Annotated in this window: 13 protein-coding genes; 6 read left to right on the plus strand and 7 right to left on the minus strand. The window is 57.0% G+C overall.

Annotated elements, in window-relative coordinates:
• Positions 1–209 precede the first annotated feature (209 nt).
• From Q334_RS0116730 to Q334_RS0116740, 3 genes are read left to right on the plus strand one after another with little or no spacing between them, the layout of a single operon-like run.
• On the plus strand, positions 210–959 hold the full coding sequence (locus Q334_RS0116730; protein WP_035461871.1) for a 5-oxoprolinase subunit PxpA: 750 nt from the start codon (positions 210–212) through the stop codon (positions 957–959).
• A complete protein-coding gene (gene pxpB, locus Q334_RS0116735) occupies positions 956–1,663 on the plus strand; it encodes a 5-oxoprolinase subunit PxpB (RefSeq protein WP_027314209.1) in 708 nt (235 codons plus the stop codon). Before Q334_RS0116730 ends, pxpB begins: the two co-directional genes overlap by 4 nt.
• A complete protein-coding gene (locus Q334_RS0116740; RefSeq protein ID WP_027314210.1) occupies positions 1,651–2,577 on the plus strand; it encodes a 5-oxoprolinase subunit C family protein in 927 nt (308 codons plus the stop codon). The genes pxpB and Q334_RS0116740 overlap by 13 nt, the downstream gene beginning before the upstream one ends.
• 42 nt (positions 2,578–2,619) lie before the next feature.
• On the opposite strand, the gene Q334_RS0116745 is transcribed toward Q334_RS0116740, so the two are convergent.
• The 7 genes from Q334_RS0116745 to Q334_RS0116775 form a co-directional block, all read right to left on the minus strand.
• Complete coding sequence (locus tag Q334_RS0116745; RefSeq protein ID WP_027314211.1) at positions 2,620–4,587, minus strand: methyl-accepting chemotaxis protein; 1,968 nt, start codon at positions 4,585–4,587, stop codon at positions 2,620–2,622.
• A 146-nt stretch (positions 4,588–4,733) separates the two neighbouring features.
• The gene (locus Q334_RS0116750; protein WP_035461872.1) at positions 4,734–6,599 is read right to left on the minus strand and encodes a CocE/NonD family hydrolase; all 1,866 of its coding nucleotides are present in this window, start codon (positions 6,597–6,599) and stop codon (positions 4,734–4,736) included.
• Positions 6,600–6,652: 53 nt separating this feature from the next.
• Positions 6,653–8,209 (minus strand): ABC transporter substrate-binding protein, encoded by a 1,557-nt coding sequence (locus tag Q334_RS0116755; RefSeq protein ID WP_027314213.1) that lies wholly within the window; start codon positions 8,207–8,209, stop codon positions 6,653–6,655.
• A 13-nt stretch (positions 8,210–8,222) separates the two neighbouring features.
• The gene (locus Q334_RS0116760) at positions 8,223–9,221 is read right to left on the minus strand and encodes an ABC transporter ATP-binding protein (RefSeq protein WP_035461873.1); all 999 of its coding nucleotides are present in this window, start codon (positions 9,219–9,221) and stop codon (positions 8,223–8,225) included.
• Entirely contained in the window at positions 9,218–10,189 is a 972-nt protein-coding gene (locus Q334_RS0116765; protein ID WP_027314215.1) for an ABC transporter ATP-binding protein, read from the minus strand. The genes Q334_RS0116760 and Q334_RS0116765 overlap by 4 nt, the downstream gene beginning before the upstream one ends.
• 8 nt (positions 10,190–10,197) lie before the next feature.
• Complete coding sequence (locus Q334_RS0116770; RefSeq protein ID WP_027314216.1) at positions 10,198–11,109, minus strand: ABC transporter permease; 912 nt, start codon at positions 11,107–11,109, stop codon at positions 10,198–10,200.
• Positions 11,106–12,083, minus strand: coding sequence for an ABC transporter permease (locus Q334_RS0116775; RefSeq protein WP_027314217.1), 978 nt, complete (start codon positions 12,081–12,083; stop codon positions 11,106–11,108). Before Q334_RS0116775 ends, Q334_RS0116770 begins: the two co-directional genes overlap by 4 nt.
• Positions 12,084–12,222: 139 nt before the next feature.
• Here Q334_RS0116775 and Q334_RS0116780 point away from each other — a divergent pair, with 139 nt between their 5' ends.
• The 3 genes from Q334_RS0116780 (at position 12,223) to Q334_RS0116790 (ending at position 14,737) form a co-directional block, all read left to right on the plus strand.
• Positions 12,223–13,128, plus strand: coding sequence for a LysR substrate-binding domain-containing protein (locus tag Q334_RS0116780; RefSeq protein WP_027314218.1), 906 nt, complete (start codon positions 12,223–12,225; stop codon positions 13,126–13,128).
• A gap of 47 nt (positions 13,129–13,175) precedes the next feature.
• Positions 13,176–13,538, plus strand: a complete 363-nt coding sequence (locus tag Q334_RS0116785; protein ID WP_035461874.1) for a histidine triad nucleotide-binding protein — start codon at positions 13,176–13,178, stop codon at positions 13,536–13,538.
• A 254-nt stretch (positions 13,539–13,792) separates the two neighbouring features.
• Positions 13,793–14,737: a bifunctional enoyl-CoA hydratase/phosphate acetyltransferase gene (locus Q334_RS0116790; protein WP_027314220.1), complete on the plus strand. Its 945-nt coding sequence runs from the start codon at positions 13,793–13,795 to the stop codon at positions 14,735–14,737.

Below are 14,737 nucleotides of genomic sequence, written 5' to 3' on the forward strand. Positions count from 1 at the left end.
TGAAGATGTCGTCAAACAGTTTTAAAGTATTTTTAAAAAAATATGAATATTGTTTGCCAACAATTTATTAATAAATTATTAGTTAAGTCTGGTGATTTACTAGTCAGTGCTGGGCGGCAGAATCGGATACACTGCTCGGCAGGCCTACAGCAAATAAGAACACAGCCAGGTGCCGCGGGAAGCGCTACCTGAGCGGGGGAGAGGTACCTATGTGGCTGAACTGTGATCTCGGTGAGAGCTTCGGCAACTGGCAGATGGGCTGTGATGCGGAAGTCATGCCCTTTATCGATCAGGCCAATATCGCCTGTGGTTTTCATGCGTCGGACCCGTTAACCATGCAGCAAACCGTGCGCCTGGCACTGCAGCACGGGGTAATGTTGGGAGCTCACCCTGGCTATCCGGATCTGGTGGGTTTTGGTCGCCGTTCCTTGGCCTGCAGTCATGCAGAGCTGGTGGCTTTGATTCGCTATCAAGTGGGGGCATTGCAGGCCATCGCTGCAGCGGAGGGGGGGCAGGTACGCTATGTAAAGCCTCACGGTGCGCTCTATAACGACATGATGGCGCAGCCAGAAGTATTTCGTGCCGTGTTAGAGGCGGTAGCAGGTTTACCTGGCGAATTACACCTACTGGCGATGGCGGTGCCAGATCATGCCCGTTTTCAGCAGTTAGCCGATGAGCTTGGCGTGCCACTGTGGTGGGAAGCCTTTGCCGATCGTGCCTATACCCCTGAGGGACGTCTGCAGCCACGCAATCAGGCCGGAGCGGTATACCATGACTCCAGCCGGATTCTGCAGCAGGCGCTTGATTTCGCCAGTGGCCAGGTGAAAACCACGGCAGGGACTTGGCTCAGCCTGCCGGTGCAGAGTCTCTGTGTACATGGCGATAACCCGGAGTCTGTTGCTGTGGTGCGTGGTATTCGTCAGGTGTTAAAACAGGGCCAGAGTGGAGCACAGGGATGAACTGGCGGATTGAAATTGGCGGCGTCGATACCCTGCTGATTTATGCCGATGCCCCTGTTGCAGAGCAGACCTCTGCCCGTATCCAGCAGGCTGCCCAGGCACTGCGTGCTGGCCTCGCCCAGCAGTTAGTGGAGCTGGTGCCGTCCTACACCAGTTTATTGCTGCAATATGATGTGTTGCACGCTGACTATGCTGCGATGCGCCAGGCAGTGCTGGCCATCCTGGCACAGCTGCCGGAACAGCTGCCTCAGGATGAAGGGCAGCTAATCGAAATCCCGGTTTATTACAGCGCCGAAACCGGCCCGGATTTATTGCCCCTGGCGCAGCGTACTGGCCTCAGTGTGGAGGAAGTCATCGCCTTGCACACGGCAACGATCTATCGGGTCTATGCCATCGGCTTTGCTCCTGGTTTCGCTTACTTGGGTCAGGTGGATGAGCGTTTGGCGAGTCCCCGTCTGGCGACTCCCCGTTTGCAGGTGCCTGCAGGCAGTGTCGGGATTGCCGAGCGGCAAACCGCCATTTACCCCCTTAACTCGCCTGGCGGCTGGAATTTGCTTGGCCGCACACCCCTACGCATGTTTGATGCTGGCCGTGTGCCAGCCAGCCTATTGGCAGCGGGCCAGCGGGTGCGTTTTCAGGCGATTAGCCAAGCAGAGTTTGTTGCCTTGGGTGGGCAGCTAGAGGAGGGCACATGCAAGGTTTAAAAGTACTGCAGGCCGGCCCTTTAGCCCTGGTTCAGGATGGCGGGCGCCGTGGTGTGATGCATACGGGCTTGACCCAGTCCGGGCCGCTAGACCGCCATGCCTTTGCCTGGGCTAATCGTTTACTGGGCAATCCCTGGCGTAGTCCGGCTGTTGAGATCACCCTCGGTGGACTCAAGCTGGAAGCTCAGGTTGATACCTGGGTGGCCGTCACAGGGGCGGATCTGCAACTGCGGCTGAATGGTCAGCCTCAGCCGATCTGGCAAAGCTTCATGGTTAAAGCGGGTGATGTGCTGCAGTTTGCCCAGCCACGTCAGGGTTTACGAGCCTACTTGGCGGTAGCAGGTGGACTGCAACTGGCCCCAGGCTTGGGGGGCAGCTGTGCCAGTGTCAGTCGTGAAGGCTTGGGTGGCAGCCGCAATGATGGTCAGAAACTGCAGAGTGGGGAGGTATTGCCCTGCTTGAGCGTGCGCGAAGGACAGATGCGCCGGGTGCCTGCCCAGTATGTGCCGGACTATCAGGCTGAGCATGCTTTGCCGGTGGTGTTGGCGGCGCAGTGGCAGCACTTCAGCAGCGCCGCTCTGCAGACGTTTTTTAACAGCGACTACCTGCTGTCTCCCCGATCTGACCGGATGGGGGCTCGGTTGCAGGGGCCTGCGGTGGAGGTAAAGCTGCCGGGTATGGTGTCCGAAGGGATTGCCCTTGGCAGTATTCAGATTCCGGCAGATGGTCAGCCCATCATCCTGTTACAGGATCGGCAAACCATCGGTGGCTATCCGAAGTTGGGGGTACTCACCGCCGCCGGCATTAGCGCATTGGCCCAGAGGATGCCTGGAGCCAAGCTGCGTTTCACCCCCCTGAGTTTATTTGCCGCCCAACAGCAGGAGCGGCAGTTCTTAAGCTTTTTTGCCAGCTAAGCCAGGCGCACAGGCAGGGATGCCTACCTGTGCCTGTGCGTATTAAGCGGCGGCAAGTCCGAGCATACGGCTGATTTCACTGGCCTTGGTGCTGACCTGCTGTTCCAGCTGGCTGACCTGTTGGCCGGTTTGGCTGGCTTGCTGGCGCAGGTCATGCATCGCCTGGCGGAAGCGGGCCACCTGCAGGCGTTGGGCCTGGGCCAGGTCTTTGCCTTCCTTCGACAGGGAGGCGACATTCTGCGCTTGGTTTTTGACCTCATGGGCGTTGTGACTTAAGCGACTGGCGACCTGCTGTTGTTGCTCGGAAGCAGTGCGAATCCCTTCCATGGTCTGGGTCAGGCCTGCGGCAGCATCACGTAGTTGACTTAGGTTTTGCTGGATGTCCTCCAGCGATTGCTGGGTCTTTTGCGATAATCCCCGTACTTCATCGGCGACCACGGCGAATCCCCGCCCTGCTTCACCGGCCCGTGCGGCCTCAATCGCCGCGTTCAGTGCGAGCAGGTTGGTTTGCTCGGCGATATTACGGATGGCATCCAGCATGCCGGTGGCACTCTGCACCGAGCCTTGTAAGGACTCCAGCGCTTGGCGACTATGGCTGACCCGCTCGTGGGTGAGGTCACTGACATGGCGTGCCTGCTGGGTATCCTGGTGGCTGGCCTCCATGGTGTGTTCGGTCTGCAGGGCAACTTCTTCAACCTGATTGGAGCGGGCACTGACCTGATCTGCTAGGTGATCCAAATCCTCTACCTGGGTGTAGACTTCCGCCAGGGTGAGCTCGCTTTCATCGGTAGATTGGCGGATATGGGCAAAGGCTTGCTGCATTTCTGCCAGGGCCGCCTGCACCATCTGTAGCTGTTCGGTACGGCGTTGCTGTTCGGCCTGATTATGCTCGGCAAACAGATTGAAGTACTGGGCAATCTCCCCCAACTCAGAGCGGCGGTTACGCACCTTGATTGGATGAATGATGCGGGTTTCCACCAACTCCCGGATGGCACGGCGTAATTCACGCAATCCGGACAGCACCATGCGATGCAGAAAAATATGCATACCCACGGCCACGATCACCATCAGCATGATCAACAGGGCAAAGGCCAGCATCACACTATCGATAACCTGGGCACGCTGTTGATCCAGCAGTTGCTGGGCAGTGGCAATAGCGGCACTGAGTTGGGCAATTTGCTGATTGACCTGGGTATGGCTGTCCAGGCGTAGTTGTAGCAGACGCTCGGTATTTTCCAGTTCGGCCTGGTAGCGCTTGAGTAGCGATAATAACTCCTGACGAATCTGGGGCAGCTTATCGGCGGCCTCTTGCTGCTGATTATCACGCTGGATACCGAGCAGGGCGGCAAAGTCGTCCTCTTGCTGTTTCTCTTTTACCCCCAGGGTCGGCAGTTTATTCAGACTTTCCGCCTGCTGACGTAACTGGGTCAGGGAGGCCAGCAAAATGGTACGCATGTCGCTGTTTTGTTGTTGGAAATAGCGGCTACGGTCATTGGTGAGTTTTTGCAGGCCGCCGAGTAACTCAACATTGAGATCGACAAAACGGAACAGCACCTCCTGTCTGGCATTGCTGCGTCCCGCCACAATGTAATCTTTCAACTGATCAAGGTGTTGGCGCTGCTCCCGTTCGTTCTGTGCCAGCAGGGCTTGCGGATCGCCCGCCAATTTGCCAGCGCCTCGCAGGTTAATCGCCATCTGTTGTTCCAGCGACTCAAATTGCGGCAGCAATAGTTCAACGAGCTCAAGGCGATACTGTGCCTGGAGGTCGCTGCGCAACTGTTGCAGGTTTTGTTCGGCGGCGGTGAGGGTGAGGGCATCACCCGAGCGTAGATAACTGGCCAACACATCCTTGAGTTCTAACTGAATCCGGTCTTTCAGTTGATTGAAGTGATGCAGCTCGGTGAATGCCTGTTGCAGGCGCATCAGTCCCCAACTGAGGGTGGTGGCCAGCAGAATCACCAGCAATACATTAATAAAGGTAGAAACCCGGGTGGCGGTGGAGATTCGCATAAGTGTCCTACGGCTGAAGAGAGAACGCGGGCAGCTTATGAAGGTTGGATGACAAAGGTATGACAATGAGTCTGTTTGGCGGGATAGAGTGATGGATTCGAGCGCAGCATGAGGAGCCAGCAGAGGAGCTCTGCTGGCGAGGTGGTTTAACAGTAGCGGCCCCATAGCTGCAGGCGGGAGGGGGTATGGCCCCCCAGGTGGACGCGGTTGAGGGCCACGCGCCAATGGCTGGCCTGTACCGGGTTTTCGCCGGTGTTGGGGTTGACATCAAAATGGGGAAATTTGGAGCTGGAGATTTCCAGACGCAGACGATGACCCGATTTGAACAGATTGCTGGTGGGCATCAGCTGCAGGGTGAGTGGGTAGCATTTACCGGGCTCCAGCAGGCTGGGTTGTTGCCAGGACGAATGGAAACGGGCACGCATAATGCCATCGCACAGGTTCATCGCGTAGCCCTGGGGCAGGTTGCTGCTGGAAGGATAGACATCGACTAATTTGGCGGTGAAGTCGGTATCAGGGCAGTCGGAGCTGATCCACAGTTGTACCTCGACCGGGCCGGTGACTTCCAAATCCCGCTGCAGGGGCTCGGTCTCAAAAATCAGTACATCGGCACGGGAGCTCAGCGGCAGGTAAGGTGGGGTGCAGCCATAGAGTCCTTCCCGTTCAACCTGGTTGAAGGCCCCGCCCTCCATCAAGGGGGCACCGGAGGTAATGGCGCCCCCAATAGCGGGCACCGGGTGGCTGGGGTCAAAGCGGAACTGGCGCAGGCTGGCTTGGGGCTCAGGATGATGGCTTAAGTTACCCTGACTGCTCAGGTAAAACTGTAAGGGACTCAGTTGTTCCGGTGGCCATTGTTGGCTTTGCAGCCATTCCCCGCCATGCTGCAGGTGACCTTTATCATTCAGCTGGGCTGGCCCCCCTCCCATACGGAAATACTGCACTTTGGGGGTTTGAGGACTCCAAGCGGGCTGCTCATCGAATAGCCAACGGCGGAACCAGTTAAGGCGTAGCTGGAAGTAGTCCTCGGCTAATTGGCCATCGAGGACTGCGTTGTGGCCAAAGTCCACCTCACCTGCATGTTGTTCACTGCGTGAGCCGTGAATCCAGGGGCCCATGGCCATGTAGTAAGGGCCGCGATGATGTTGGCTCAGGCCAATAAAGTTGGCTGGAATGGTGCCGGCATAGGGGTCATACCAACTGCACAGCATAAAAGTAGGCACATCGGCACACTGCTGATAATAGCCCTCCGCCCACAGTCCAAGGCGCTGCCATTGTTCATCAAAGTTAATCGACTGCCACTGTTTAAACAGATATTGCTCATATTGCGGATGCCAGCGTAGCGGCGAGTGGCCAGGCTTCCAGGGCAGGCGGCTAAACCAGGCCCGTAAGTCTTCCTGGGCCAAAGCCTGATGCAGGACAGGATCGTTTTGTGCCTCTGGGCTGGCCAGAGCATGGCGATAGGCCCAGGTGACCTGCTTGAGTTCAAAGGCACCCCCTTGGCGAATGCCCGCCTGGTAGGCATTGGCAAAGCCGCCGGAGTCCATAAACATGCAGGCCAAACCCGGTGGATTCAGGCAGGCGGCAGCCAGTTGGGTATGGGCGGCATAGGACATGCCGGTCATGCCGATTTTGCCATTGCACCAGGGTTGTTGGGTGATCCACTCGAGGGTGTCGTAGCCATCTTCCGCTTCGTTAATGTATTTGCTGAATTCGCCCTCTGACTCATAGCGGCCACGACAGTCTTGCATGACCACAGCAAAACCGGCGGCGGCAAAACGCTTGGCCAGTTGCTCCCGGGTTAAAGGAGTGGGCTGGGCACGACTGTACTCACGCTGGGAAATGGCCTGTTTGCCGTAGGGGGTACGCTCGAGGATGACGGGCCAGGGTTGCTGGTGACTGGAGCCGGGCAGATAAATGTCAGTTGCCAGGCGAATGCCGTCACGCATGGGGACCATGATGGAGCGCAGGATCTGGATATCCTGTTGAGGTGCAGTTGCATCCTGGGTGTGCATGGTATGGATTCCATTGCAAAAAGGGCGGAGGGGCTGTTGCCAGCCCCTGGGTATTACTGGCGGATGTCAGCGGCCAGGGTGGCCTCTTGGCGACCGGTTTCGAAAATCAGACCCTGACGCGCCGCCCAGGTTTGTTTTTCAAAATACAGCGGCAGAATGCCGTAATCTTCCATCGCCACCTGGGTTGCGAGCTGCAGCAGTTCTTCATGCTGAGCGGGGTCGGCCTCCTGCTCGGCGGACTCAATCACCCGGTCAAATTCGCTGTTGCTGTAGCGGCCTCGGTTAAACAGACCATGACCGAGGTCTTTGTCATAGCTATGCAGCACCTGGTTGAGGCCCCGCAGTGAGCTGCCGGTGCTGGAGCCAAAGCCCATCAGGAACATGCTGAAATCCAGTGCGGAGGCACGTTTGAAATACACGTTGGCGGGCATCACCTCAACGGCAACCTCCAGGCCACCCCGGCTCAATAATTGGGCGACGGCTTGAATCACCTGGGCATCATTCTGGTAGCGGTTATTGGAGCTATGCAGCACCATTTTGAAGCCATCACCATAACCGGCTTCCGCCAGCAGTGCCTTGGCCTGCTCGACATTGGCTTGGGGCACGGGGAAATTATCAATAAAGCCTTCTAAGCCGGCGGGGACAAACTGGCCGGTAGGTTCGGCGGCACCGCGCATAATCCGCTCACTAATGGCCTGGCGGTCGATTAGTAGGCTGAGGGCCTGACGTACTCTGGCATCACGCAGGGGGTTGTTAATGGCGCTGCCATCTTTAGCGGTAATAAAGGGCGTTTGTTCGCGGTTGGAGTCCATGTGCAGGTAGATCAGGCGGGCAGAGGCTTTTTGCCATACCTGTAGCTCGGCTTTGCTCTGCAGGTTGGGTAAGTCTTGGGTGGGGATGTCCTCAATCATGTCGACACTGCCAGACAGCAGCGAGGCTACCCTGGAGGCGCCATTAGTAATGAAGCGGAAGGTGACTTCATCAAAGTGAGGTTGTTTGCCCCAGTAGTGTGGATTGCGTACCGCTTTAACAAACTCCCCACGGCGCCACTCCACAAATTGGTAAGGGCCAGTACCGATCATCGCCGGGCCGTTATTGAAGTCATCGCTGCTGACATCCAGTGCCAGTTCGGAGGGCAGGATATAGAGGTTGCCGATTTCCTTGATAAAGCGCGGGGAGGCCTCGCTGAGTTTGATCACCAGGGTGTGGGCATCCTTGGCTTCGATACTAATAATTTTGGCGACATCGCTATCGAAGGAGGCCGGGCTATTCTGCACCTGGGGAATGCGCTTGACAGTGTAGACCACATCAGCGGCATCAAAGTCACTGCCGTCACTGAACTTGACCCCTTGGCGCAGTTTGATTTCCCAGGTGAGCAGATCCAGCTGGCGCCAGGATTCCGCCAGGTGCGGCTGCATGCGCATGTCCTGGTCATAGCGCACCAGTCGCTCAAAAAACTGTGAAGCGGTGGCCTGATTGGGGGAGGTGCGCGAGTAATGCGGGTCCATAGAGGGTTGCTCGGCGGCAATGCCCAGGGTCAGGCTGGCGGCCTGCACGCTGGTTGCCAAGATGCTGGACAGCAATAAGGATGTGGTCAGGATGCTTTTCATTGTTGTACTCCTGTTAGGCCTCGATTAAATGGCAGGCAATGCGCTGGCCGCTGCTAAGGGTGCGCAAGGGGGGGCGTTTTTGGCTGCATTCGGGCATGGCCTGAGGGCAGCGTGGGTGAAATGGACAACCCGCAGGTGGGTTGAGCGGTGAGGGGATTTCCCCCTGAATTGGTTGATAGTGTTTTTTGCCCAGGCTGATTTGCGGGATGGCGTTGAGCAAGGCCTGGGTATAGGGATGCAGGGGGCGGCTGAAGAGGGTCTCCACCGGCGCCTGCTCGACAATGCGGCCCAGGTACATGATCACCACTTCATCGCAGAGGTGTTCCACCACCCCCAGATCATGGCTGATAAACAGGTAGGTAAGCTGTCGCTGCTGGCGCAGCTCCATCAGCAGGTTGAGTACCTGAGCCTGAATGGAGACATCCAGAGCCGCCACTGACTCATCGCAGATAATCAGTTCAGGATTGACCGCCAGGGCACGGGCAATGCCAATGCGCTGGCGTTGCCCACCGGAAAACTGATGGGGGAAGCGATGGCGGATGCCCATATCCAGCCCCACCATCTGCAGCAGTTGCTCCAGCCGGGCTGGTGCCTCCTGCTTGCTGACCAAACCGTGCACCAAGGGGGCTTCCATAATGATGTCCGCCACACGGCGGCGCGGGTTCAGGGAGGCATAGGGATTCTGAAAAATCATCTGTACCGCTAACTGCACCTGGCGCTGCTGTTGTGCTGACATCTGGGCACGATCCTGGCCCTGAAAGCTGACCTGACCGCTGCTTGGGGTTAATAACTGCGCGATCAAACGGGCCAGGGTCGATTTGCCACAGCCGGACTCACCGACAATGCCCACCACCTGACCCTTGTTGATCTCCAGGTTGACCTCACTGACGGCATGCAGGGAGCGTGCTGGTTGGCTGAGGCCAATCCGGGTGAGGAGCCTGTCGGTAAAGTCCTGCGGAGGGGTGAATACCTTGCTCAGATTTTGCAGTTGCAATAAGGGGGCGTTATTCATGCCGATGCCTCCGGATGCCAGCAGCGGTATTGGTGATGTGGGGTGGCCTGGCGGATATCGGGCATCTGCTGGCACTGACTGTCAGCCTGGGGGCAGCGGCTGCGGAAGGGGCAACCCTCTTCCAAGGCAAGCAGGTTGGGGGTGCTGCCAGGAATTTGGTAAAGCGCCTGACCACGGCTGTTTTGGCTGGGCAGGGAGCGCAGCAGGCCCGAGGTATAGGGGTGATGCGGTTGCTGCAACACTTGTTGGGCGGGGCCGGACTCAATCAGTCGACCGGCGTACATCGTCAGAATACGATCCGCCAAGCTGGAAACCGCCGCCAGATCATGGCTGATCCACAACAGGGCAGTGCCCTGTTCGGCACAGAGCTGCTGGAATTGGTAGATGATCTGCCCCTGAATGGTGACGTCCAGGGCAGTGGTGGGCTCATCACAGATAATCAAGGCCGGGTTGTGCAAGAAAGCGATAGCAATGGCGACCCGTTGGCGCATGCCACCGGAAAACTGATGGGGGTAGGCGCTTAAGCGCTCATTGGCCGCCGGAATGCCGACTTGCTCAAGCACCTGCAGGGCCCGTGCCCGAGCAGCTTTGTGGCTGATCTTGTCATGGGCTTGCAGGGCTTCCACCATCTGCGTTTCGATGCTCAGCACGGGGTTGAGGGTCATCATCGGGTCTTGAAACACCATGGCGATTTGACGGCCACGCAGTTGGCGCAAAGCCTCATCCTCCAGCCCGAGCAAGGACTGGCCGCGAAAGCGGATGTCACCGGAGACGATGCGTCCTGGCTGATCGATCAACCCCAGAATAGAGAAGCCAAGGATGGACTTACCGGAGCCAGACTCCCCCACCAGACCGACCACTTCGCCGGGCTGGATTTGCAGGCTGACATCGTTAACCGCTTTGACGATCCCTGCTTCGGTAAAGAAGTGAGTGTGCAGATGCTGGATATCGAGTAATGGCGTGCTCATCGATGGCCTCACTTCTGCAGGCGTGGATTGAGGAGGTCGCGTAGGCGATCCCCAAGGATGTTGATGGAGAACAGGGTCAGCAGCAGTACCAGACCTGGGTAGAGGCTGATCCAATAGCTGCCGGACAACAGAAACTGGGAGCCATTGGCAATCAGCAAGCCTAGCGAGGGTTCGGTAATGGGCACGCCCAGGCCAAGAAAGCTTAGGGTCGCTTCGGTGCTAATCGCGCTGGCGGTTTGGATGGTGCCAATGACGATCAGGGGCGACAGACAATTGGGCAGCAGGTGGCGTAGCAGAATCCGTTGGGAGGGCAGGGCCAGACAGCGGGCAGCCTCCATGTACTCTTGGTTGGACTCCACCAGGGCACTACTGCGTACCGCGCGGGTGTAATAGGCCCACTGCACCACGACTAAGGCAAAGATGACCTTTTCTACCCCCTGACCGAGCATGGCCAGCAACAGCAGGGCTACCATGATGGTGGGGAAGCCGAGCATGATATCCACCGCCCGCATGATCAGGGTGTCAGTGCGGCCACCATAGTAAGCGGCGATCAGGCCGAGAAAGGTGCCGATAGTCATGGCGATCAAGCCGGAGAACACTCCCACAAAGAGACTGGTGCGCAGGCCGTACAGAATCGCGGAGAACATGTCACGGCCCTGGCCGTCAGTGCCCAGGTAATAGGTCAGGGTGGCGGCAAAGTTCTGGCTGCCGGGGGCCAGCTGGGCATCCATGATGTCGATGCTGGCTAAGTCATAGGGATTTAGCGGCGCCAGCCAGGGGGCAAAGAGCGCAGCCAGGATGACCAGCAGGCAGCAGAGCAAAGCTAAGGCGGACAGCGGCTTGCTCAACAGTTGGCGGACAATGCGCAGGGCAGCAGTGGAGCCCTGTAGCGAGGCGTGCGATGAAGTGGGGTGGGTCATTGTTGCGAGCCTCCCAGACGAATACGGGGATCAAACAGGGAGTAGAGGATGTCGACGATCAGGTTGATGGTGATAAACATGAACACCACCAGCATCAGATAACCCACCACCACCGGGCGATCGAGGTTGTTGATACTGTCGATGGTCAATTTGCCCATGCCGGGCCAGGCAAAGATGGTTTCCGTCACCACGCCATAGGCAATCAGCGAACCAAACTCCATGCCGATGATGGTGATCAGCGGAATCATGGTGTTCTTCATCGCGTGCACCAGCACTATGCGCCGCGGGGTTAAGCCCTTGGCACGGGCGAACTTGATGTAGTCGCTGAGCATCACCTCGCGCAGGCCGCTGCGGGTCATGCGCATGACAATGGCGATTTTGAACAGCGCCAGATTGAGGGCTGGCAGCAACAGATGGCGCAGGCCATCCCAGGTGACCAGGCTGGTTTCAATACCCAGTAAGGTGCCGGTTTCGCCACGGCCGTTGGGCGGCAGTACGCCCAAGATCACCGAGAACACCATGATCAGCATTAGCCCCTGCCAGAAGTTGGGGATACTGAAACCGAGGATCGAACCTGTCATCAGGCTGCGATCCAACCAAGTATCAGGATAGAGGCCAGCCAGCATCCCTAATGGCATGCCGATCAGCAGGGCAAGGAGCAGAGCCACCAAGGCTAACTCAAAGGAGGCGGGCATCCGTTCGATCACCAGCTCCAGGGTTGGGCGGTTATAGACGAAGGAGGTGCCCAGATCGCCCTGCAAGGCATTGCTGACAAAGGTCAGATACTGCTGCCAGATGGGTTGATCGAGCCCTAGATTGCGAATGGCTGCTTCGATTTCCGCCTGAGTCGACTCAGGGTGAATCATCAGCTCAATGGGGTCGCCAATGGCGTAGATGCCAAAGAAGACGATCATGGACACCAACCAGAGCACGACCAGACTCTGTAGGAGTCGGCGCACAATAAACACAGCCATAGTTTTTCCTCAGGCTGGCCAGAATCGCTTCTGACCTGTTGTTGTTATTTGCATGACTAATAAATAACCCCCTCTTGACGATGGGGAAATAGGATGGCTAATTCCTGTTGAGCTATCGAAAAAACCAATAGGGTCGCGTATGAAACTGGGGCAGCTTAAGGCATTCCATGCCATCCATACTTTGGGCAGTACCGTGGCAGCGACCCGGCAGCTGGGTTTATCGCAATCGAGTATCAGCAGCCTGCTGAGTCAATTCGAAAAGGAGTTAGGTTTTCCCCTCTATGAGCGGGAAAAGGGCCGTTTACAGATGCGCCCGGAGGCAGAGGAAATTTTTCAGCAGGTGCAACTGGTGTTGCAGGAAGTCGATACCCTGACCCGTTTAGCCGACAGTTTGAAGCAGCAGCAGGATGGGGTGTTACGGGTTGCGGTACCCGGCAGCTTGACCGAGCGGGCGCTAATTAGCGTATTAAAACAACTACAGCAGGAAGCCCCCAAGGCCAAGCTCAGCGTTTACGTCAAACCCTATGAAAATATTCAGGAAATGGTGGCAGAGCGGAAAATTGATGTGGGGGTGGTGAAGCTGCCATTGATTCAACGGGAGCTGCAGGCGATTCCCCTCTGCAGTGCCCAGACGGTGGTGATTCTGCCTAAAAATCATGCGTTGGCGCAGTTGGAGGTGGTCACCCCGCGTGATCTGCAAGGGCAGCGCCTGATTGTGCTGGGGGGAGCGGTGACCTTTTGGCAGGATATTGCGAACCTGCTGAAAACCCGTGAAATCGAGGTGGAGATGTCATTAGTGGTGCATGACACCCGGGCGGCCTGTGCGCTGGTGGAGGCAGGCCTGGGGATCTCCTTGGGCAATGCGCTGATGGTGTCCCAATATGAGCGGATGGATATTTGCTGGCGACCCTTTAAGCCAGCAGTGATGCATGAGTTTTGTCTGATTCACCATCCAGCCCTGGCCCGTACTCGCTTGTTTGAGCGCTTTCACCGCCTGCTTGAGCAGGAGATACAGGCCAGCTTTCAACCCACTCCCAGTGATTGACCGTCACCAGCAGCGGGGTAAGATGGCACAACAGACAAGGAGAGATTATGGCCACTATTTTTAGCAAGATTATCAGCCGCGAGATTCCAGCGGATATCGTCTATGAAGATGAACAGGTGCTGGCGTTTCGCGATATTAATCCGCAAGCGCCGATTCATGTGCTGATTATCCCCAAGAAGGAAATCCCCACCATCAATGACATTCAGCCAGAAGATGAGGCGTTGGTCGGTAAGCTCTACACCACGGCAGCCAAGTTGGCGAAGGAGTGGGGGGTCGCTGAGGATGGTTACCGGGTGGTGATGAATTGCAATCAGCAGGCGGGGCAGACGGTGTATCACATCCATCTGCATATGCTGGCGGGTAAGCCCCTGGGTTGGCCACCCTATACCGAGGTGATGAAACAAGGGTAAGTCATTGCATGAAGGGGCTGTCGCTGGGCAGGTTGCAGCGGTGGCGCCCTGCATCCCTGATATGGACAGGTGATGTAGCAGTGCCAGGTTGGAAAAATCCTCTCTGACTACCCTGATTGCGGCTTTCTTTTCCAGCCATCTGGTTAATCTTTTGATGTGGGTCAGGCAGTTCTTTGTGCGTTGCACCATGGAACTGCTTCTTTGCTAAGCTTGAGGGCATCTTTGCACTTGCGCGCAGCGCGAAGGAGCCCTCAATGCACGCCAGTATCCATAATGCCCCCGCCCATGAGCAGCTTGAATATTTTGTTCGTATGGCGGAAACCACGCCACCGATGCCGACTGCGGTGGTGCATCCGGTTGATCCTAACAGTTTGGAAGGTGCGATAGAGGCGGCCAAACATAACTTGATTGAGCCAGTGCTAGTGGGGCCTGCGCATAAAATCGAGGCCTGTGCCAAGCAGTTGGGCCTGGATCTCTCCCCCTATCGTTTGATTGATGTGGAACACAGCCATGCGGCGGCAGCGATGTCTTGCCAGCTAGTGCGCAAAGGGGAAGTGCAGGCCTTGATGAAGGGCGGGATTTCCTCCGATGAGTTTTTGTCAGCGGTAATGGATAAAGAGGCCGGCATCCGCACCGCTCGTCGTTTATCCCATGTCTTTGTGTTGGATGTACCGCTTTACCATAAGCCGCTATTTATTACCGATGCGGCGATTAATATTGCCCCTGATCTCAGTGCTAAGCGGGATATTCTGCAAAATACCATCGACTTCTGTCAGCGCCTCGGTATTCAGACCCCTAAAGTTGGCATTCTGGCGGCGATTGAAAAGGTCAATGCGCGGATGCCCAGCACCCTGGATGCCGCCGCCCTGTGCAAGATGGCGGACAGAGGGCAAATTCAAGGCGCTATTCTGGATGGCCCCTTAGCCTTCGACAACGCCATCTCCGCCGAAGCGGCACGGGATAAGCATATTGAGTCACCGGTCGCAGGGGATGTGGATATCCTGCTGGCTCCTGACTTGGAAGCAGCCAATATGCTGGGTAAACAGCTGATTTACCTCTCTGGCGCCAAGTCGGCTGGTTTGGTGTTGGGGGCACGGGTGCCGCTGATTTTGACCAGCCGTGCGGAGAAAACCTTGGGGCGCTTAGCCTCTTGCGCCTTGGCTGCACTCTTTATGCATCCCAAACAGGACGAGGAATAA

This window comes from Balneatrix alpica DSM 16621 (assembly GCF_000619885.1).
Taxonomy (GTDB): domain Bacteria; phylum Pseudomonadota; class Gammaproteobacteria; order Pseudomonadales; family Balneatricaceae; genus Balneatrix; species Balneatrix alpica.